This is a genomic window from Pseudomonadota bacterium, from assembly GCA_039818985.1.
Lineage (GTDB): Bacteria > Pseudomonadota > Alphaproteobacteria > Sphingomonadales > Sphingomonadaceae > Alterisphingorhabdus.
The window spans coordinates 1266014-1287448 of record JBCBSU010000001.1 but is presented as its reverse complement, the minus strand read 5'-3'; the positions used below and the strand labels follow the sequence as shown (position 1 = coordinate 1287448).

At 59.4% G+C, this 21435-nt stretch carries 19 protein-coding genes; 8 read left to right on the top strand and 11 right to left on the bottom strand.

The genetic code is table 11. The features are described 5' to 3' along the window. Window positions 1-27 precede the first annotated feature (27 nt). Together rnc and era are read left to right on the top strand one after the other, a co-directional pair. Complete coding sequence (rnc, locus tag AAFX04_06110) at window positions 28-663, top strand: ribonuclease III (protein MEO1044995.1); 636 nt, start codon at window positions 28-30, stop codon at window positions 661-663. Beyond that, window positions 660-1565: a GTPase Era gene (gene era / locus AAFX04_06105; protein ID MEO1044994.1), complete on the top strand. Its 906-nt coding sequence runs from the start codon at window positions 660-662 to the stop codon at window positions 1563-1565. Before rnc ends, era begins: the two co-directional genes overlap by 4 nt. Before the next feature lie 128 nt (window positions 1566-1693). Here the strand turns inward: era and topA are convergent, their stop codons facing one another. The 3 genes from topA to plsY all read right to left on the bottom strand — a co-directional run bounded on the left by topA (window position 1694) and on the right by plsY (window position 6168). Beyond that, window positions 1694-4252: a type I DNA topoisomerase gene (gene topA, locus AAFX04_06100; protein ID MEO1044993.1), complete on the bottom strand. Its 2559-nt coding sequence runs from the start codon at window positions 4250-4252 to the stop codon at window positions 1694-1696. Window positions 4253-4358: 106 nt separating this feature from the next. Continuing rightward, entirely contained in the window at window positions 4359-5534 is a 1176-nt protein-coding gene (dprA, locus tag AAFX04_06095) for a DNA-processing protein DprA (GenBank protein ID MEO1044992.1), read from the bottom strand. 7 nt (window positions 5535-5541) lie between these two features. Beyond that, window positions 5542-6168: a glycerol-3-phosphate 1-O-acyltransferase PlsY gene (gene plsY / locus AAFX04_06090; protein MEO1044991.1), complete on the bottom strand. Its 627-nt coding sequence runs from the start codon at window positions 6166-6168 to the stop codon at window positions 5542-5544. Between the two features lie 135 nt (window positions 6169-6303). Here plsY and murI point away from each other — a divergent pair, with 135 nt between their 5' ends. Both murI and hemA read left to right on the top strand, forming a co-directional pair. Next, window positions 6304-7104 carry a glutamate racemase gene (murI, locus tag AAFX04_06085; protein ID MEO1044990.1) on the top strand — a complete coding sequence of 267 codons (801 nt, stop codon included), beginning with the start codon at window positions 6304-6306 and terminating at the stop codon, window positions 7102-7104. Window positions 7105-7396: 292 nt separating this feature from the next. Next, window positions 7397-8611, top strand: coding sequence for a 5-aminolevulinate synthase (hemA, locus tag AAFX04_06080; GenBank protein ID MEO1044989.1), 1215 nt, complete (start codon window positions 7397-7399; stop codon window positions 8609-8611). Between the two features lie 28 nt (window positions 8612-8639). Here the strand turns inward: hemA and AAFX04_06075 are convergent, their stop codons facing one another. Then, entirely contained in the window at window positions 8640-9542 is a 903-nt protein-coding gene (locus AAFX04_06075; protein ID MEO1044988.1) for a DUF5694 domain-containing protein, read from the bottom strand. 107 nt (window positions 9543-9649) lie between these two features. Here AAFX04_06075 and AAFX04_06070 point away from each other — a divergent pair, with 107 nt between their 5' ends. Continuing rightward, window positions 9650-10648, top strand: coding sequence for a ligase-associated DNA damage response exonuclease (locus AAFX04_06070; protein ID MEO1044987.1), 999 nt, complete (start codon window positions 9650-9652; stop codon window positions 10646-10648). Next, window positions 10648-12246: a cisplatin damage response ATP-dependent DNA ligase gene (locus AAFX04_06065; protein MEO1044986.1), complete on the top strand. Its 1599-nt coding sequence runs from the start codon at window positions 10648-10650 to the stop codon at window positions 12244-12246. The genes AAFX04_06070 and AAFX04_06065 overlap by 1 nt, the downstream gene beginning before the upstream one ends. On the opposite strand, the gene AAFX04_06060 is transcribed toward AAFX04_06065, so the two are convergent. The 6 genes from AAFX04_06060 to AAFX04_06035 form a co-directional block, all read right to left on the bottom strand. Further along, entirely contained in the window at window positions 12243-12920 is a 678-nt protein-coding gene (locus tag AAFX04_06060) for a class I SAM-dependent methyltransferase (GenBank protein ID MEO1044985.1), read from the bottom strand. The genes AAFX04_06065 and AAFX04_06060 overlap by 4 nt on opposite strands. A gap of 4 nt (window positions 12921-12924) precedes the next feature. Next, complete coding sequence (locus AAFX04_06055; GenBank protein ID MEO1044984.1) at window positions 12925-14145, bottom strand: DUF3419 family protein; 1221 nt, start codon at window positions 14143-14145, stop codon at window positions 12925-12927. A 163-nt stretch (window positions 14146-14308) separates the two neighbouring features. Continuing rightward, the gene (locus tag AAFX04_06050; protein ID MEO1044983.1) at window positions 14309-14851 is read right to left on the bottom strand and encodes a fasciclin domain-containing protein; all 543 of its coding nucleotides are present in this window, start codon (window positions 14849-14851) and stop codon (window positions 14309-14311) included. Between the two features lie 95 nt (window positions 14852-14946). Next, on the bottom strand, window positions 14947-15675 hold the full coding sequence (locus AAFX04_06045; protein ID MEO1044982.1) for an anti-sigma factor: 729 nt from the start codon (window positions 15673-15675) through the stop codon (window positions 14947-14949). Then, window positions 15672-16217, bottom strand: coding sequence for a sigma-70 family RNA polymerase sigma factor (locus AAFX04_06040; protein ID MEO1044981.1), 546 nt, complete (start codon window positions 16215-16217; stop codon window positions 15672-15674). Before AAFX04_06040 ends, AAFX04_06045 begins: the two co-directional genes overlap by 4 nt. Further along, window positions 16214-17203: a pyridoxal-phosphate dependent enzyme gene (locus AAFX04_06035; protein ID MEO1044980.1), complete on the bottom strand. Its 990-nt coding sequence runs from the start codon at window positions 17201-17203 to the stop codon at window positions 16214-16216. Before AAFX04_06035 ends, AAFX04_06040 begins: the two co-directional genes overlap by 4 nt. Window positions 17204-17265: 62 nt before the next feature. Here AAFX04_06035 and AAFX04_06030 point away from each other — a divergent pair, with 62 nt between their 5' ends. After that, a complete protein-coding gene (locus AAFX04_06030) occupies window positions 17266-18486 on the top strand; it encodes a saccharopine dehydrogenase family protein (GenBank protein MEO1044979.1) in 1221 nt (406 codons plus the stop codon). A 110-nt stretch (window positions 18487-18596) separates the two neighbouring features. Here AAFX04_06030 and AAFX04_06025 read toward each other — a convergent pair whose 3' ends face one another. Next, on the bottom strand, window positions 18597-19817 hold the full coding sequence (locus tag AAFX04_06025) for an MFS transporter (protein ID MEO1044978.1): 1221 nt from the start codon (window positions 19815-19817) through the stop codon (window positions 18597-18599). A 338-nt stretch (window positions 19818-20155) separates the two neighbouring features. Between AAFX04_06025 and AAFX04_06020 the strand changes: the two genes are divergently transcribed. Beyond that, on the top strand, window positions 20156-21328 hold the full coding sequence (locus AAFX04_06020; GenBank protein MEO1044977.1) for a carboxynorspermidine decarboxylase: 1173 nt from the start codon (window positions 20156-20158) through the stop codon (window positions 21326-21328). Window positions 21329-21435: the final 107 nt, after the last annotated feature.

Here is a 21435-nt window from a genome sequence, read left to right as displayed (position 1 = left end):
CAGACACTGCTGGCTTTTCTCGAGGACATGCTGCCGGCCCCGGTCGGCGATAACCGACTCTATACTACCGCCTTTACCCATGGCAGCGCGGCAAAGACCGCCGATTATCAACGGCTGGAATTTCTTGGCGACCGGGTGCTCGGCGTCATCATTGCGGATGCATTATATCGCCAGTTCCCAGAGGAGCCCGAAGGCCAATTGTCGACGCGGTTGAACCGCCTGGTATCGCGTGCAAGCTGTGCCGAAGTCGCACGTGGCCTTGGCCTGGCGCCGTATATCATCCTCGGCAAGCAGGCGCGGGATGATGGTGGCCGTGACAGCGACAATATATTGGGTGACGTCATGGAGGCACTGATCGGGGCACTTTATCTCGATCACGGTATCGAGGCCACACAAAGCTTCGTCATGCAGTATTGGCAGCCGCGCATGGACAAGGCCGATGCCCCCGACAAGCATCCCAAATCGCTGTTGCAGGAATGGGCGGCGGCGCATCGCCGTGCCACCCCGAGCTATGCCCTGCTCGATCGCAGCGGCCCCGACCATGCTCTGCAGTTCACCGTCGAAGTCAGCATCCACGCCGTCGGCTCAATAACCGCCACCGGACGCAGCAAGCAGGATGCAGAGACCGCCGCAGCCCAGGCCTTTCTGGAACAATATACATGAGCGAGATCATGCCCACACGCTGCGGCACTGTCGCCCTGATCGGTGCGCCCAATGCCGGCAAATCGACCCTGGTCAACCAGCTGGTCGGCCAGAAGGTCGCGATCACCAGCGCCAAGGCGCAGACCACCCGCACCCGGATGACCGGAATAGCGCTCCTCGGCGCTACACAGGCGCTTATCCTGGATACACCGGGGATTTTCGAGGGCCGCGACCGGATGGACCGGGCCATGGTCGCCGCCGCACGCGACAGCCTCGATGGTGCCGATGTGGTACTGGTGATGCGTGATGCCGCACGCAAAAAGCACCATCCAGATGAACAGATTCTCGACTTTCTCGAAGGCCATAAGGGTCCGGTGGCACTGATCCTCAACAAGGTCGACCGCGCCGACAAGGCGAAACTGCTGACGCTGGCGCAGGAAATGTCGGTGGAGATTGGTGCCGATGAGACCTTCTTCACCAATGCGCTGAACGGTGAAGGGATCGATCCACTACGCGACTGGCTGGCAAGGACTCTACCCGAAGGCCCGTGGCATTATCCCGAGGATCAGGTCAGCGATGTCAGCCAGCGGCTTTTTGCCGCCGAAGTCACCCGCGAACAGCTTTACCATCAGCTGCACGCCGAGCTGCCCTATGCCAGCGTGGTGATGACCGAGAAATATGACGAGCGCAAAGACGGCTCGCTGGAGATCCACCAGCAGATACTTGTCGAGCGCGAGACGCAAAAGGCCATTATCCTCGGTAAGGGAGGAAGCCGGATCAAGGAAATCGGCGCCAGGGCGCGCGAGGAACTGGCCGGCCTGATCGGTGCCCCCGTACATCTCTATCTGCACGTCAAGGTCGATCCGAACTGGCGCGATACCCGCGATATCTATAGCGAGATCGGTCTCGAATGGGGCCGGTAGATTTCGCTTTGAGCCGTTCGGGCTGAGCTTGTCGAAGCCCTGTACTTGCTTTCAAGGTGGAGAACGGCCGTTGGTGCGGCGCACTATCTGCGACTCCGACAGGCTCAGGGCGCACGGATTGAGAGAGGCTATTTCCCGCTTTTCGCCGCAGCCTTTTTCTTGGCTGCCGGCTTCTTCCTTGCTGTCGTCTTTTTCTTAGCCGGAGCTTTTTTGCGCTTCTTTGCCGGACCTTTGGCAGCGCGTTCGGCAATCAGCGTCAGCGCCTCATCCAACGTGATCGTATCCTTGTCCTTGTCGCGCGGAATGGTCGCATTGGTCGTGCCATCGGTGACATAGGGACCGTAGCGGCCATCCATCAGTTTGATATCCGCCTCAGTCTCGGGGTTCTTGCCGAGCACCTTGAGCGGCTCCTGTGCCGTCCGGCCTCGGCCTGGACGTTTTGCCGCTTCAGCCAGCTTCACCACCGCCGCATTCATTCCGGTCTCGAACACCTCGGCGGTGGATTGCAGTTTTGCATATTTTCCATCATGGACCAGATATGGCCCGTAACGTCCTATGCTGGCAGAGATTTCCTTTCCGGTTTCAGGATGACCCCCAAGCACACGTGGCAACGACAGCAGCTTGAGCGCCCAGTCGAGATCGACATCGGCGCGCGGCAAATCCTTGGGCAGTGAGGCGCGTTTCGGTTTTTCGCCCTCATCGGCTGCACATTCGATATAGGGACCAAACCGTCCGGTTTTCAGGCTGACATCCTTGCCTGTTTCCGGATCCTGTCCCAGCAGCTGGTCACCCTGGTCTTCGCCATCATTGGCACCGCCCGGCTGAGCGAAGCGGCGGGTATATTTACACTCGGGATAGTTGGAACAGGCGACAAAGGCACCATAGCGACCGCCGCGCAGCGCCAGTTTGCCATCGGCACAGGCGGGGCATGCGCGTGGATCACTGCCATCTTCCTTTTTCGGGAACAGATAGGGTTCCAGAAAGGCATCGAGTTCCTTGGTGATGTCCGACGGCTTCTGTTCCATGACCTCTTCGGTCTTGGGCTTGAAGTCGCGCCAGAAGGCGCTCAGCAGCTGCTGCCAGTCTTCGCGGCCGCCGCTGACATCATCAAGCTGTTCTTCCAGATCGGCGGTGAAGTCATATTCGACATAACGGGTAAAAAAGCGCTCAAGGAAACTAACCAGCAATCGCCCGCTTTCCTCGGCGAAGAAGCGGTTCTTCTCAACCCGGACATAGCCACGGTCCTTCAGCACCTGGAGGATAGAGGCGTAGGTCGATGGACGGCCAATGCCCTTTTCCTCCAGCGTCTTGACCAGGCTCGCCTCGCTATAGCGCGGCGGAGGCTGGGTGAAATGCTGGGTGGTGTCGACCTTGTGGCAGGTCGGGCAGTCGCCCTTGTGCATCGGCGGAAGGATGCCTTCCTCCTCATCGCGACTATCGTCCGAGCCTTCCTCATACAGAGTCAGGAATCCCGGGAATTTGACCACCTGCCCGGTGACGCGCAGGCCATGCTGGCCGGTGCCGTCGAGCAGCGATACCGTGGTCCGTTCCAGCGAAGCCGATGCCATCTGGCTCGCCAGGGCGCGCTTGTAGATCAGTTCATAGAGCCTGGCATGATCGCCACTGCCGGCCTTGGCACGGCTGAAATCGGTCGGCCGGATCGCCTCATGCGCTTCTTGGGCATTCTTGGCCTTGCTGCTGTAATGGCGCGGTTTTTCCGGTAGATAACCGCCCGAATAGCGGCTGGAAATAGCGTTGCGTGCAGCAGCGATGGCGCTCTCGTCCATCTGCACCCCGTCGGTCCGCATATAAGTGATCGCGCCATCCTCATAGAGACGCTGGGCAATGCGCATTGTGTGGCTGGCGGCAAAACCGAGCTTGCGGGCGGCCTCCTGCTGCAGCGTCGATGTGGTGAAAGGCGGCGGCGGGTTGCGCCGCATCGGCTTGGTTTCGACAGTCTCGACGCGGAAAGTGCTGTCTTCAACGATCTTCTTAGCCGCCTCGGCCGCGCCCTTGTCGCCAATAGACAGCTTCTCGACTTTTTCGCCATTGAGCTGCACCAGACGTCCGGTGAAGCGCTGTCCCCCCTGTTCCAGCTCGGCGGTGACCGACCAATATTCCTGCGCTACAAAAGCTTCGATCTCGCGCTCACGAGTGACGACGAGCCGCAGGGCCACCGACTGCACCCGTCCGGCGGACTTGGCGCCCGGCAGCTTGCGCCACAGCACAGGTGAAAGGGTGAAGCCGACCAGATAATCGAGCGCACGGCGCGCACGATAAGCGTCGATCAGGTCGTCATCGAGACCACGCGGCCTGGCCATGGCATCCAGCACAGCCTTTTTGGTGATGGCGTTGAAAGTGACCCGATCGACCTTTGACGGTAGCGCCTTGCGCTTTTTCAGCACTTCGAGCACATGCCAGCTGATCGCCTCACCCTCGCGATCAGGGTCGGTCGCCAGCACCACGCGATCCGACTGTTTCGCCAGATCGGTGATCGCTTTGAGCTGCTTGGTCTTGTCACCATAATTCTGCCAGGTCATGGCAAAACCATTATCCGGATCTACCGAACCGTCCTTGGGCGGCAGGTCGCGGACATGGCCATAAGAGGCGAGCACGCGAAAGTCTCCGCCGAGATATTTTTCGATGGTTTTGGCCTTGGCGGGAGATTCGACAATGACGAGCTGCATTAGGGGGTCCGGCCTTTCAAAGTCGTTACGCTGTGAGCAGTTAGGTGGGCGCGGTTATCGCTTTTGTCCAGTGCCGTCCAGCTTTTCGTGGTAAAAGCTGTGTCGCTCAGGAGGCTTCTGCGCGTTGCACCTTGCCACCGGCAAGCCGGGTCAGCTGGCCGCCAATCTCCAGTTCCACCAGCACCGCTTGCACTTGCTCGACGGGCATATCGCTCAATATGGCAAGGTCGTCCGGGGTGATCGGTGCAAAGCTGAGATGGGCGGAAATCCGGTCATGGTCCGATGCGGTGATATCCGCAGCCATGACCGGTCCGGACTGAGCAACAGGCTCTGCCGAGGGTGTTTCGAGCAGACGGGACTGAACCGGTCCGTGCCCATTGTCCTGTGGCGGCCGTGGTGTGATTTCGCCGATATTGGCCAGTGCCTCCACGATATCCTCGACATTGCGTACCAGCGTCGCGCCGTCGCGGATCAGGCCGTTACAGCCTTCGGAACGCGCATCGAGCGGCGAGCCGGGAATGGCCAGCACTTCGCGTCCCTGCTCATTGGCCAGCCTGGCGGTAATCAGCGAACCCGAACGCGGCGCTGCCTCAACCACCAGTGTTGCACAGGATAGCCCGGCAATGATTCGGTTGCGAAACGGAAAGTTTCGCGCCAGCGGTTCGGTGCCTGGCGGATATTCGGTGATCAACAGACCGCGTGCCGCAATATCGCGCTGCAAGTCAGCATTTTCGGGGGGATATTCCAGATCTATGCCCGAAGCGATGACCGCCACCGTGTTTGCTGTGCTGTCATCACTGCCGCCAATCGCGCCTTGATGCGCCTGGGTATCAATGCCGCGCGCCAGGCCGGAAACGGTGACCACGCCCTGCTGCGCCAGACCACGCGCCAGCTGAAATGCCAGCTTGCGCGCCGCTGCCGAACTGTTGCGTGCGCCTACCATCGCCAGCGTCGGCTGCGCCGCCAGCGCGGTATCGCCAGCGACGATCAGCACCGGTGGCGGGCTGTCCATATGCCGCAGCAGCAGCGGATAATCCCTATCATCGCTGAGCACATGGCGGGCACCAAATCGCTCTACCGCATCAATCTCGCGCAGCATATCCTGTTCGCGGGCGATGGTGACGCGGCTCTTGCCACTGCGCGCGGCTAGGTCGGGCAAGGCCTGCAACGCCCCAGCGGCACTGCCAAAACGGTTGACCAGATGGTGATAAGCTACCGGTCCCACATTACGCGACCGGGCGAGTTGCAGCGCAGCAACAAGATCTTTCCGGTCGCGCGCCATAACGGGATTATGCCTTTTTGCCCTGACCGACCTTGGGCTCTTCGCCGCGTGTCAGCCTGGCGATGTTGTCACGATGCCGCCACAGCACCAGAGCAGCGCATCCGGCCAGCAGCATGGCGATATTAGGCAAGGCGAAAAATATCGCCGAAACCGGCGCAATGATCGCTGCGAGCATCCCCGAGAGCGAGGAGTAGCGGGTAACCGCGAGTGTCCCAAGCCATACCAGAGCGTAAATCGCACCGATGGACCAGACCAGGCCGAGACAGACGCCCATCAACGTCGCCACGCCCTTACCGCCCCTGAAACCGAGCCATAGCGGATAGAGATGGCCAAGAAATGCCCCTGCCCCGGCGGCAAGCGCACCATTGGTGCCGGGCCAAAGCGCCTGTGCAACCAGCACCGGCACTGCACCCTTGGCCAGGTCGAGCAGCAGCGTCGCCGCCGCCAGTCCCTTGCGCCCGGTGCGCAGGACATTGGTTGCACCGATATTGCCCGAGCCGATGGCGCGCAGATCGCCAGCGCCGGTCAGGCGGGTCAGCACAAGGCCGAAGGGAATCGATCCCAGCGCATAACCGAGCAGAAGGCCGAGCCAGATGCTGCTATTGTCGAACATGAAAAACGGCCCTTTCGTCATGGCGTCGTGCCGGATCCTGCCTTAGGACTAGGCGAGGCCATGGTGCCGGGCAAGGGCGATGACGAGACAGAGGCGGTGCCGGTGAAATTTCTCCGGCACAGTTGATCACTGCGACCCACATGCTAGAGGCTGGCCATGGCAACACATGATCAGCCGCTGCTGCTGCTCGATTCCGGCATTGGCGGGCTTTCCATATATCACAGCCTGCGTGCGCTGCTGCCGACAGCACCAATAGTCTATGCCGCCGATTTCGCCGGTTTTCCCTATGGGACGCGCAGCGAGACGGAGATAGCCGCACGTGTGCCGGCAATACTGGGGCGGCTGGTCGAACGCTATGCGCCGCAGACCGTCACCATCGCCTGCAACACTGCATCGACCGTGGCACTGGAACATGTCCGCTCGGCGCTGAGCACTCCGGTGGTCGGTACCGTTCCGGCGATTAAACCGGCAGCGCTCATGACGCAAAGCAAGGTAATCGGCGTGCTCGGCACCCAGGCGACGATCCGTCAGCCCTATGTCGACCGGTTGCACGATGCCCACGGGCCGGACACCCGGCTGTTGCGCCATGGCGCCCCCGATCTGGTAGACGAGGCAGAGGCCAAGCTGCGCGGTGAGCCGGTTGACATGCAGGTCCTTGAAGCCGCGCTGAACGGATTGCGGCAACAACCTGGTGGCAATCAGCTCGACATAATCGTGCTGGCCTGCACCCATTTCCCGCTGCTGCGCACCGAACTGACATCACTGCTACCACAAGGGATCGTGCTGATAGATGGTGCCGACGGGATTGCTCGCCGCATTGCCTATCTCTCTGGCGAGCGCGAATGGCCACAGGAGTCAAAGGGTAATATCTTCGTCACGACTGCGGAAAGCGATGCACTGATTCCCTATCACTCCCAGCTATCCCAAATGGGTTTCGCAGCGTTCGAGACTCTTTGAACGCACAGCAAAATGCAGTCGTTCGGGATGGCATTAAGTGAAAAATCCATTTAGTGAAAACGCATTAATCCGTTGGACCGATCAATGCGTTTCACATAGTGGTCCGGAACAAGCCGGATGCATGAAGCCATTATTCACACGGATAATCGCAACCAAAGTCGGGGTCCCGCGTTTACACGGTCACAGCCGGCCCGGCGCTCAATCAAGTGGCTGGCCCGCTGGTACAGTGATGGCGTTTGCGCTAGGCGGCGCCGATGGGCGCAAGGCAGTCATAGAGCAGAGTGAGGATTGCGTGGATTACGATCAGGTTTTCGACAGCGCCATTGACCGGCTGCACAGCGAGGGGCGTTATCGGGTTTTCATCGATATATTGCGCAACAAGGGTGCCTATCCCAATGCCCGCTGTTTCGCCGGACATAATGGTCCCAAGCCGATCACCGTCTGGTGCTCGAACGACTATCTCACAATGGGGCAGCACCCCAGGGTAATCGAGGCGATGGAAGAAGCGCTGCACGATGTCGGCGCCGGCTCGGGCGGCACCCGCAATATCGGCGGCAACACCCATTATCATGTCGATCTGGAGCGCGAACTGGCTGATTTGCATGACAAGGACGCGGCGCTGCTCTTTACCTCGGGCTATGTCTCCAATGATGCGACACTCTCGACACTGGCGAAAGTCCTTCCGGGCTGCATCATTTTTTCCGACGAGCTCAACCATGCCAGCATGATCGCCGGCATCCGCAACGCCGGATGCGAGAAGCACGTATTCTGCCATAATGACATGGCGCATCTGGAAGGGCTGCTCGCCGCCGCCGACCCCGATGCACCCAAGCTTATTGCCTTTGAGAGCGTCTATTCGATGGATGGCGATGTCGCACCGATCCACGCCATCTGCGATCTCGCCGACAAATATAATGCGCTCACCTATATCGATGAGGTCCATGCCGTCGGGATGTACGGCCCACGAGGCGGTGGCATTTCCGAGCGTGACGAAGCGGCGGAACGCATCACCATTATCGAAGGCACGCTGGGCAAGGCCTTTGGCGTAATGGGTGGCTATATCGCGGCTGATGCGCGGATTATCGACGTCATCCGATCCTACGCGCCGGGTTTTATCTTCACCACCAGCCTGTCGCCGGTACTGGTTGCCGGCGCGCTGGCCAGTGTGCGCCACCTCAAGGCCTCGAGCGAGGAGCGCGAGGCGCAGATGGCCGCAGCGGAAACGCTCAAAACAATGCTTGCCGATGCCGGACTGCCGGTGATGCCATCAACGACCCATATCGTACCGCTGATGGTCGGCGATCCGGTCAAAGCCAAGCAGATCAGCGACATTTTGCTGGCCGAATATGGCGTCTATGTGCAGCCGATCAATTTCCCCACCGTGCCGCGCGGTACCGAAAGGCTGCGCTTCACCCCGGGACCGGCGCATGACGAGGCTATGATGCGCGAGCTGACACAGGGTCTGGTGGAGATATGGGACCGGCTGGCACTGAAAATGGCGGCCTGACCGGCCCCATCATGGCAATAGCAGGAACCTATTCCGCCATGTCCGGAGCTTCTGCAGCTTGTTCACCATCTATCGCCGCCCGCAGAAAAGGCATGGTATCTGTCAGCACATAGCCCGGTGTTTGCTCGACAAAATGGCGCAGCCAATAGGCATGACCACTGCCGACAAGGACAAAAATCCGCTCCCCCGGTTCGGCAATAAGCTGCATTTTCCCGAACATCTTTGCATTGCGCATATACCAATAGGCGTTGAGTTCTGCGCCTGGCTGATCATTACCGTCACCAAATGCGAGCAGGCCATAATATAGCGCATTGTGCATCGGCAGCACTGTCTGCGGATCATTATGCTCAACCAGTGTTTCGGCGATTGTCTGCTTTGTCTGTGCAGCCTGTTGTTTAGCCGTTTTTTCCCAGACCTGAGCAACCATGCCCTGCAGGATATCGCCCATGTCATTCGCTTGGGCATAGGCCATCACTTTTCCCATCGGGAAGTAATCGGGCTCTCCCTCGGAAGGCTGTTCATCAAAACCATAAACCGCTTCATGCCCCAGCATTGCTGCAAGGCGATAGCCGACCTGGACGATTTCATTGCGGTTTTCCGCAAGCATGGCCTTGCTGAACTGTTCATATCCTTCATCTTCAAAGCCGGGCGCAGGACGCTGTGTTTCGACAAGGACGCGATCAGGTTTCCACTCGGCCAGCACCTTGACCAGCTGCTCCAGCTCCGCCTGGCGCTTTGGCGTCCGTACATCGGCGACCTCCATATTGACCACATCCTGGCCGGGATTGGCAAAATGATAGGTGCCGAAGATCATGACTTCCACCGGGGCGTCATCCCTGACCGGCGGTTCCTCACTTTGTGCAGCGGCGTTTCCAGCCAGAAAGAGTGAAAGACAGGCCGCAACCATCGGCAGCCTTTTCGAGATTGTCATAAGCACGGGCGCTACTCCCTCCATACCCTGCCCATGACTGTATTATTTACATATATCACCAACGTCAACAAACTTGACTATACGCGGCCAGCGGCCACATTCGCTGCATGGAGAGCGACTGGATCGAACCGCATCCCTACGGCATTTATGTCAAACCTGCCGATGCATGGATCGACCCGATGCGTGCGGTCGATACGGCTTTGGTCACCCATGGCCATGCCGATCATGCGCGTGGCGGACACAAACGTGTTTTCGCAACACCTGAAACACTGGCGATCATGGGTTTGCGCTATGCCACCGGCGATGAGGGCTATGCCATGGCCTATGGTGAAAGCCTCGATCTCAGGGGCGTAACCGTGAGCTATCACCCGGCGGGCCATGTGCTCGGGTCGGCGCAGATCAGACTGGAATATCAGGGGGAAACGGTGGTGGTCACCGGCGATTACAAGCGCCGACCCGACCCGACCTGCGCCCCGTTCGAGATAGTGCCCTGCGATGTGTTCATCACCGAGGCGACCTTTGCGCTGCCGGTGTTTCGCCATCCGCCGACACAGGAGGAACTGGCCAAGGTACTGGCCCTGCTCGATGCGCAGCCCAAGCGCTCGGTGCTGATCGGCGCCTATGCGCTGGGCAAGGCACAACGGGTCATCGCCGAGCTGCGGCTGCTCGGCTATGACAGGCCGATCTATCTCCACGGGGCACTGGAGAAAATGTGCAATCTCTATGGCGAACTCGGTGTCGACCTTGGCGATCTGCGCCCGGTGGCGGGCACAGAAAAGGCGGATATGACCGGGCATATTATTCTTGCCCCGCCCTCCGCGCTCAATGATCGCTGGAGCCGCCGCCTGCCCGACCCGATTACCGCCATGGCCTCGGGCTGGATGCGCATCCGTCAGCGCGCGCGGCAGCGGAATGTCGAACTGCCGATCATTCTATCCGATCACGCCGACTGGGACGAGCTGACCAGCACCATCCGCGAGGTCAATCCGCGCGAAGTCTGGGTCACCCATGGCCGCGAGGATGCGCTGGTGCACTGGTGTGGCCTGCACCAGATCCGGGCGCGAGCCCTGACGCTGGTGGGCCGTGATGAAGCGGATGATGGCTGATGCAGACTTTTGCACAGCTTATCGACAGGCTTGTCTACACCCGCTCGCGCAATGGCAAGCTGGCGCTGATCGCCGGTTATCTGCGCACCACGCCCGATCCCGATCGCGGCTGGGCACTGGCAGCGCTCACCGGAGATCTCGACTTTCCGAATGTCAAAATGTCGGCGGTGCGGGAGGCTGCAGAGCAGCGGGTTGATCCGGTGCTGCTCAAGCTCAGCCGCGATTATGTCGGTGACAGTGCCGAAACCATCGCGCTGATCTGGCCCGATAGCGCCAAAAGACGCGATGCGACAGACATGACATTGCTGCCGCTCGGCGAAGCGGTCGATCAGCTTATGACAGTGTCACGCAAAGACGCCCCCGCCATGGTCACCACTATGCTCGACAGACTCGATGCCAATGGCCGCTATGCGCTGATCAAGCTGGCCACAGGGGCGATGCGCGTCGGCGTCTCGGCGCGGCTGGCCAAAACCGCCTTTGCACAAGCCTTTGCGGTCGAGACCGATGCAGTGGAAGAGCTGTGGCATGCACTGTCGCCACCCTATGCCTCGCTCTTTGCCTGGGGCGAGGGCCGCGCCGATAAACCCGATATCAGCGGTACACCCTATTTCCGGCCATTTATGCTGGCGCATCCGCTGGAGGATGAGACGGTCGACATGGCGGACTATGTCGCCGAGTGGAAATGGGACGGCATAAGGGTGCAGATCGTCTCCACCGGCAATGAGGTCAAGCTGTTCAGCCGGGGCGGTGATGACATCACCAGCGCTTTTCCCGATATCGCTGATAATGTCACCCGCGCCGGGGTCGCCGATGGCGAGCTGATGGTGCGCGGCAAGGATCAGGGCAGCGATATGCATGGTGGCGGTGCGGCCAGTTTTAACGCGCTGCAACAACGGCTCAACCGCAAAAAGGTCTCGACCAGGATGTTGCGCGAATCCCCAGCTTTTGTGAGGCTTTACGACCTGTTGATCGATGGCGGGGAGGATCTGCGCGATCTGCCATGGACCGAGAGACGGGCACGGCTCGAAGCGATTATTGCTGAATATGATCCCGAGCGCTTCGATCTGTCACAACTTGTCGATGTAGTCAGCTTTGACGAGCTGTCGAAACTGCGCGATGGCACCCGCGATGCCGCTATCGAGGGCGTGATGCTCAAGCGCCGTGACAGCCTGTATGTGCCGGGGCGCAAGACCGGATTGTGGTATAAATGGAAGCGTGACCCACTGATTGCCGATTGCGTGATGATGTATGCCCAGCGCGGATCGGGCAAGCGCTCATCCTTCTATTCCGACTATACTTTCGGTTGTTGGACCGAGGAGGGCGAGCTTTATCCGGTCGGCAAGGCCTATTCCGGCTTCACCGATGATGAGCTGAAATGGCTCGACCGCTTTGTCCGGCAAAACACCGTCAACCGTTTCGGCCCGGTGCGCGAGGTGGAGAAAACGCTGGTGCTGGAAGTCGCTTTCGACTCGGTGCATGACAGCAAACGGCATAAATCGGGGCTGGCGATGCGTTTTCCGCGTATCTCACGGATCAGGCGCGACAAACCGGCAGATGAAGCCGACCACATCGCAACGCTGCGCAATATGGTGCGTTAAGCGCCAGCAAACCCTGTGTTGGTAATCGTAATCATGATCGCATAACCGCGATAGCGCTGGCGAACTTTGCATTGCACGCCATGGTCCACCGCCAGTTGCTGGCAGAAATCGCCGAGTTCAGTGCGCGGCGTCACCTGGAACCGGGCCAGCCAGCCATAGAGCATGCGGCGGAAGAAACCCGGCCAACCATGCTGGTCACCGAAATCGACGATAAGCAATTCGCCGCCATCGGCGAGCAAGGACAGGCTGTTGCGGATCGTCGCCTGCCAGTCGGGGATCATCGACAGCGTGTAGGAACAGAAGACCCGGTCGAACTTGGCAATGCCAAAGGCCGACTGTGGTTGAAAATCCGTGGCATCGCCCTGAGTCAAGGCGATGCGTTCGTCCAGACCCGCCTTCGCCACCGATTTCGACGCGCTCGCCAGCATCGCGCTGGAAATATCGAAACCGAAGAACCGGGCCTGGGGAAATTGCCGCGCCGCGACGATGGAATTGCGCGCGGTGCCGCATCCGACTTCAAGGATATTCTGCCCCTCGCCCGGTTGTAATGCCGCAATCAGGCTGTCACGACCGAGCAGATAATATTTGCGGGTCACATCATAGATGTGCCGCTGTATCCCGCCATAGATATCGTCCATCTGCTCGGCATGCGCGCTGGCATCAGGTGACGGCATGACGTCAGTTTTTCAGGATATAGAGATGTACGCCGCCATATATCGAGGAGCGGTCGCGCCGGGTGTAATCATGCGATTCCTGAGCGCGATAGTCCCAGCGGTCGAGAATGTCCGGTGTCACCCGCCCCGGCAGCAGGCTGGGCTCTGCCGCGGTTCGGAACAGCACCCGCGCGCCAGGCCGTGCGGTGCGGGTGATCTGACCCCAGAGCCGGTTGAGCTCGGCATCACTCATCCAGTCCTGTGCATCGAGCAGCACATAGCGGTCGAGTGAAGCGGCATCCTCTGCCTCGAGCAGTTCGATGAAATTGGCATGACGGATGTCGACCCGGTCGACCCGGTCGCGCACCTGCTCGTAATTTGCATGCTGTAAATAGGGCGGCAGCGCGATATTGGCCTGGCGACCATAGCCACGGCCAAAGGCTTGCCAGGCAAAATAATTGTCCTTGATTTCAAATTCACAGGCCAGCTTTTCCAGACGCTTGCGCAGCACATTGGCCATTTTGTCATCACCTGCCAGCGCCTCGAACTGCGCTGGCGGGATACCAAGGCCAAAGAGCGATGCCGGCTGGTCAGTGAGCCAGCGGATGAATTTCTTGTCGAACACCGGGGCCAGCTTTTCCTCGAAAATCTGACGCTGTTCTTCGATGCTCTCAGCCCGCAGCAAGGCGCTCAGATCGATCTTGTAAAGCTTGGCGAGCAGATGCGCGAGGCCGATAAAATTGCCCAGCAGTCCGGTGCGGTAAATGCCTTTCTTGAAACCCGATATCCGCTTGCGACCGATCAGGTCCCGCCCTTCCCAATAGCTGCGCGTCATATCGTCGAGATGCGGCGCGAGATATTGTTTATAGGCGGTGATATTCTCCTTGCGATTGGCAAGGCCGAAAAAGCGGTACAGGCTATTGTGATTGGGCAGATGCTTGATCGCCGCAACCTTGAGCCGGTTATAGGCAATATGCGCGGTATTGAGATCGACCGCGATAATTTCCGCCGGATCATCCACCAGATAGGACATGGCATTGCAGCCACCACTGGCGATGGTGATCATCCGGGTCTCGGGCGTGATCTGCAATGCCTCCATATCGACCACCGGGTCTTCCCAGATCTGCGCATAGACAAGACCGCGAAAGGCGAAGGAGAAGGCCTTCTCCAGCAAACCCTGTTTGCCTTCCGACCCATGCAGCTGCACTGCGTCGCGGATTTTGGTATTTTTCAGCTTCAGTGCCATCACATATCCCCCGGCTGGCTATCCGGTTGCCCTAGGGGCAGGCGATGACTCGCCGGTGACAGTAAAATTGCGGATTTGTAACGGAAAGGCATTGCTCCGCCCGCGCACAAAAACGGCGCCGCAGACCATGCGGCGCCGCTTCCGACAGGTTCTTGCTATGCGGTCAGGACGGCATAACAACCGTGTCGATGACATGAATGACGCCATTGGACTGGCTGATGTCAGCTGCTTTGACCCTGGACTGCCCGCCCTTTTCGTCGGTCAGGATGATCGCACCATGTGAGTCCAGCGATGCGGTCAGATTACCACCTTCAACGGTTTTTAGTGTGGCCCGACCGCCACCAGTCTGGATCGAAGCGAGAATATCCTCTCCAGTGACCCGGCCTGCGACCACATGATAGGTCAGGATTTTCTGCAGTAGCGCCTTGTTCTCAGGCTTGACCAGCGTGGCGACGGTGCCGTCGGGAAGCTTGGCAAAGGCGGCATTGTTCGGCGCAAACACGGTGAACGGCCCCTTGCTCGACAGCGTGTCCACCAGGTCGGCAGCCTTGACCGCAGTCACCAGCGTCGAGAAATCATCGAGGCTGGCCGCCTTCTGGACAATGGTCTGGCCGCGCTGATGACTGCCGGCATGGGCCGGGATGGCGGTGCCCGCAACCAGTGCGGCGCTGGCAAGGACGAGGAAACGGGTGGCAATATTGGTCATGAGTATCTCCCAAAAGAAACGCATCGGGGGGTGATGCGCCAGCAGTTACGGCGCGCATCGCCAAACGGATGCACTATGGGAGAAATTTTTTTGGATCAGATGGTGGTGATGGTGCCCTGCGCAACAAAATCGGAGGTCGGCTGTGTGTGCGGCGTATCGCTTTCAGGCTCCATCGACACCGAGAATTGTGCGCCATCACGGATCAGTCCGCGTGGCCCGTCCGCCACCGCCAGCACCGTCTCGCCGCTGCGGTTGACAATGCCCAGCGGTCGCACCTCGCCCCCGGCGCCGACCACCCATAACACTGGCACAGTTTCGGTATCGGGCATGCCCTCGACGCGCACCCGCAGCTTCGCCGCCGCATTGTCGAAGCGCGCTGCCAGTATCAGACCTTCGATATTGCTGTCGAACCGGGCAAAGGCATATTGCTGCTGTTGCGTATCACTGCCCTGCGCCAGTTGCGGCGATGGTGCCTCGCCGCGCGGCAGCACAAGCGCCACCATCAGTGCCGCTGCGACCGCGCCGGAGACAATGGCGCTGCGCCGCCAAAAGGCCACTGCACCATCGGTCTGTGGCGGCAGAGTTTCCACTGCTCCGGCACCAGAAATCTCCTGCGCGATATTCTGCCATACATGCGGCGATGGCTCGACCTCGGGCAGTGCATCATAAAGCCCGCCCAGATCCTGGCGCCAATGCTCGACGCGTTCGGCAAAATCGGGATCGGAAAGGAGTTTGCGCAACGCATCGGCGCGCTCCTGCCCCTCGAGCACCCCCAGTGCCAGCTCCCCCGCCAGAACATCCTTGTCCTTGCCACTGATCGTCATGTCTTCACACCATCCAGGCAGCGTCGCAATTGCGCCATGGCCCGCCTTATCCAGCTTTTCATCGTTCCTAGCGGCACGTCCATCCGCTGTGCAACCTGGCTGTAGCTCAGCCCTTCGTAAAAGGCGCTGCGGATGGCCAGAGCACGATCCGATTCCAGCCTGTCGAGACACAGTTTGACATGGCGCGCATCATCATCGCGCTCCAACTCCGTAACCAGATTATCGATCACCATCTCTTCCTGCAGTTCCTCGCGCTCCGCCAGGCGGCTGTGCTTGCGCACTACATCGATCGCGCTGTTGCGGGCAATTGCCGCCATCCAGCTGATCGGCTTTGCCTTGCCCGGATCGAAATAGCGCGCTTTGTGCCAGATTTTGACATAGCTGTTCTGTAGCACATCCTCTGCAATCATCCGGTCGCGACAGATCATCAGGCAGATGCCGAACAGCTTGGCCGATGTGCGCTGGTATAGCTGTGGCAGCGCTGCCTGATCGCCCCTGGCCACCTGCTCGAGCAGCAGCGTCAGGGCGCATTTCTCATTCACGCGCCACGCGCCAATATGCCAGCATAGACAGCGGGATCGACATTGCCGCCAGAGAGTGTGACCGCGGTCCGGTCGGTAAGCGGTACCTTGCCCGCCAGCACCGCCGCCAGCGCCACCGCGCCGCCCGGTTCGAGCACCAGCTGCAGCCGGTCAAAGGCGACGCGCATCGCATCCTCAACCTCGGCTTCGTTTACCGCGATGCCGCTGGCATTGCGGTCGTGCAGCACCCCGAAGGTCAGCGGCGATACCCGCAGCGTTTGCAGAGCATCGCAGCGCGTCGGCGGCGGATTGTCGCCCACCGGCACGATCTCGCCTTGTTCGAGCGAGCGGCGCATATCGTCCCAGCCCTGGGGTTCGACCACGGTAATCGCCGCGTCGGGATTGACCAACGCACTGCCCGCTGCCAGCCCGCCACCACCGCAACAGGCGACAAGCTGATCGGGCGCTTCGCCGGTGCGGGCGATAATCTGCTCGCATATCTCCGCGCCACAACTGCCCTGCCCTTCGATAATCCACGGATCATCGAAGCTGGGCACGATGGTAGCTCCGGTATCGGCGGCGATGTCGGCGGCCATGGCCTCGCGCGATCCGGTCATGCGGTCATAGGTGATAACGCCGGCACCCATCGCCTTGGTCGCGCGCATCTTTGCCGCCGGGGCATTGGAGGGCATGATGATGGTCGCGGCAATGCCCAGCCTCTGTGCCGCCCAGGCCACGCCCTGGGCATGGTTGCCACTGGAAAAGGCAACCACACCTTTGTCGCGCTGTTCCTCGGTCAGATCGGTCAGCCGGTGCCACCCGCCACGGATCTTGAATGCGCCAATCGGCTGCAGGCATTCCGCCTTGCACCAGATGGTCGTACCGTCGATCTCCAGCGGCAGCAATGGCGTCGGCGGCAGGATCGCCGCGACCTTCTCCGCAGCGCGCGCGACACCCTCGGCAGACGGCGCGCGATCAGGGTGGATCAAGGGACTTGGTGCAGTCATGGCTTGTCTCTATATGGTGGCCGCAAACAGCTTTCCATCATCAAAATCTGAGGAGCAGGGATTTGGGCAGGATATTGGTTATCGGTGCCGGCGGTGTCGGATCGGTCGCGGTGCACAAGATGGCGCAGCTACAGGCGGCGGGCCGCGATACCTTCGCGCATATCATCCTCGCAAGCCGCACGGTCAGCAAATGCGAGGTGATTGCCCAATCGGTCAAGGAGCGCACCGGCGTGACCATAGAGACACATGCGCTGAATGCCGATGATGTGCCCGCAACGGTGGCGCTGATCAATCAGGTCAAGCCTGATCTCGTCTGCAACCTCGCCCTGCCCTATCAGGATCTGGCGATCATGGATGCCTGTCTGGAAACGAAAGTCCACTATATGGACACCGCCAATTATGAGCCGCGCGACGAGGCCAAGTTCGAATATCATTGGCAATGGGCCTATCATGAGCGCTTCAAACAGGCGGGGGTTATGGCGCTGCTCGGCTCGGGTTTTGACCCCGGCGTCACCAGCGTTTTCGCGGCGTATCTCAAGAAGCATTATCTCGACCGCATCGATACGCTCGATATTCTCGACTGCAATGGCGGCGATCATGGCCAGCATTTCGCCACCAATTTCAACCCGGAAATCAATATCCGTGAAGTCACTGCGCCTGCGCGCCATTGGGAAAAGGGCGAATGGGTGGAAACTCCGGCGCTCAGCCATAAGCAGAGCTTCACTTTCGAGGGTGTGGGCGAGAAGAATATGTACCTCATGTATCATGAGGAGATTGAGAGCCTGAAAACGCATATCCCCGAGATACAGCGCATCCGCTTCTGGATGACATTCGGCGATGCCTATCTGACGCATCTGGAAGTGCTGCAAAATGTCGGCATGACGCGGATTGATCCAGTGCTGTATGAGGGCAAGGAGATCATCCCGCTGCAATTCCTGAAAGCGGTGCTGCCCGAGCCCGCTTCCCTCGGCGAAACCACCAAGGGCAAGACCAATATCGGCGATATCGCTACCGGCATCGCCAAAGATGGTTCGGAAAAGACCTATTACATCAACAATATCTGCGACCATGAGGCGGCCTATGCCGAAACCGGCAATCAGGCTGTAAGCTACACCACCGGCGTCCCGGCGATGATCGGCGCGGCGTTGATCCTTGATGGCGTGTGGGCAGGGGAAGGCGTGTTCAACATGGAGCAGATGGACCCTGATCCGTTTATGGATATGCTTAACCGGCATGGTCTGCCATGGCAGGTAAAGGAACTGGATGGTCCGTTGGCGTTTTAGATTTGCAAGTTTCCGTCATTGCGAGCGCAGCGAAGCAATCCAGGGCGTCTTGCTATGTTCTGGATTGCCGCGTCGCTTCGCTCCTCGCAATGACGAAAAACCGGGATACCTTAGATTTTCTTAACTGACTGGCGCGTTCCCAACCACGACAACCCCAACACCAGCACCGACATCATCAGCACCAGCAGTGATGTCCCAAACCACCCCGCCGCAGCATAGACCGCAGTCCCGGCCCAGCTCGCCAGGCCGCCGCCGATAAACATCAGCATGATATAGATCGTCATCAGCCGCGTGCGGATTTCCGGTGTCTCGGTGAGGAAAGAGGCACGTCCTGCGACATCGATTACCGGGCCGACAATATTCAAGATCAGGATCGGCACGATCAGCAGCCAGATACTCCCGCCGGAAAAGAACAGCAGCATAATCCCGACCATCTGGATCATCGCCATCATCATCCGCGCGCGGGTGGCGCCGACGCGGTCACTCCAGCGGCCGAGCATCGGGGTGCTGAACAGATTGACGATGGCAATGGCGGTGAGATAGCCGACGACATCCGAGCCATAGCCAATGGTCGGCAAATGCAGGCCAATGCCCATCCATAGCGCCAGGAAAATGCCGAAATTGAGCCCCTGTATCGCGCCCGAAAGCAGCACGTGCTTATACTGCCACGCCATGGGCAGGGTCGAGGCCAGCAGCGCGCCATAGGAGATATCGGTGGTCGCCACGCTGTCGGATCGCGGCTGGCGCATGATCATCGGCAACAGCACCGAGAAAATCAGCATGAGGACCGCCGCGATATAATAGACATTGCGCCAGCCAAAATACTCGCCCACCAGCCCTGCGCCGAGGCGCGCGCCCAATATGCCGAGGATGATGCCGGTGGTGAGCACCGCCATCGCGTGGCCCATTTTCGCCGGATCGGTGCGCTTGGAGACATAGGCGGGGACCAGATAGGGTGTGATGGTGAACAGACCGAGCAGCATTGACCCGATGACAAACAACACAAAATTGCCCGCCAGCGCCATGATCACCACTGAGACAAATTGCGCCGCGGAAAACCATCCCGCCAGCTTGGCGTTGCCGAGCCTGTCGCCCAGAGGCAGGAGGAAGAAGATACCCACCGCCAGCGCGATCTGGTTAAGCGCCGGCACCGCGCCGATCAGCGCTTTTCCGACGCCGAAATCCTCGGCCACCATCGCGACAATGGGGTGGATATAATAGGCATTGGCGGTAACAATCGCACTGGCAAAGGCGAGCAGGTACAGGCGGGTACCGGACAGCAAGGCGCTGTCCTGCGGTATCACTTGGTCGATGGTCTGCGCTTTATTCACCTTGCCGCCTTTTGCATCCCTTCATCGTTCCTATGAAACATTGATAATGCTTAGTCGATAATTACGTTGCAATTACGAACTGATTTGTCGCAATAGGTTATAATGTTGCAATAGGTTATAAAGCGTCATTGCGAGCGCAGCGAAGCAATCCAGAGCCGAACGCAGCTGCCCTGGATTGCCGCGTCGCTTCGCTCCTCGCAATGACAATAAACCGAGGCGATATTCTCCAGCACCGCTTGACACACCTCCCCCGTTCGTGTCGAGCGAAGTCGAGACACAGACAGTCACGGCGATAGCCTCTCGACTTCGCTCGAGGCGAACGGGAAGGAAAATCTCAGATGCAAACCAAAGCCGGAGACCCGGGCGCCTTTGCCCATTTTGACCTGAACCGCGTGCCTTCCCCTGCATTTGTGATTGATGAGGCGAAGCTGCGCGCCAATCTGGAGATACTGGCAGATACCAAACACCGCTCCGGTGCGCATATCCTTTCGGCCCTGAAAGCCTTCTCCATGTGGGAGGTTGCACCGCTGATCGCTGAATATCTCGATGGGGTCTGCGCATCGGGTCTTTGGGAAGCCCGGCTCGGCTATGACAAATATGAGGGCGAAATTGCTACCTATTCGCCCGCCTATAAAGCGGCGGAACTGCCAGAAATTGCAGCGATATCCGATCATGTCATCTTCAACACACCCGGCCAGATCGCCACACATAGCGCCTTGATCCGTGGCCTGCGCGATGGTGGTGAGCAGTTTGATATCGGCCTCCGCATCAACCCCATGCTGGCCCTGGGTGAAGTCGCCAAATATGACCCTTGCAGTCCGCATAGTCGCCTTGGTTTCCCAATCGATCAACTCAATGAAGCCCATTTTGAAACGATAGACGGCCTGCATTTCCACACGTTGTGCGAGCAGAATTTTGAGCCGCTCTATGAGACATGGGAAGCGATTGTGCCCTATATCGCCGATCATGTTGACCAGCTGAAATGGCTCAACCTTGGGGGTGGCCATCATATCACCCGCGATGATTATGACCGCGAAGAGCTGGTGGCGTTTCTTGAGGATTTGCGCGAGACATCAGGATGCGAGGTTTACCTCGAGCCGGGCGAAGCTGTTGCGCTGGATGCCGGGATATTGGTCGGCGAAATACTTGACGTGTTTGACAATGGCATGCCCGTTGCCATCACCGATATCTCAGCAACCTGCCATATGCCCGATGTGATTGAGGCACCTTATCGTCCAGCCATGCTGCACGAACAGCGCAATGGCGAGCCGGTACGACTGGGCGGGCCATCCTGCCTCGCCGGCGATGTCATCGGTGATTATCGCCTGCCGGTGCCAGTAGAGCCGGCGCAGCGTTTCGCCTTTCTCGACCAAGCGCATTATTCGATGGTCAAGACCACCACTTTCAACGGCGTTGCTCTGCCCTCTATCTGGTTATGGAACAGCGGAACCGATGAACTGCGCTGTGTGAAAGAGTTTGACTGGACCTCATTCCGCGATCGGTTGAGCTAGAACTTACCGGCTCGCAACATTATTTCCGCATCGGTGCAACCTTTCGCTTTCCGGATGCGTTAGGCCTTTACATTTTTGCGCGCCAGTCATATAGCGCCCTTCCGCTG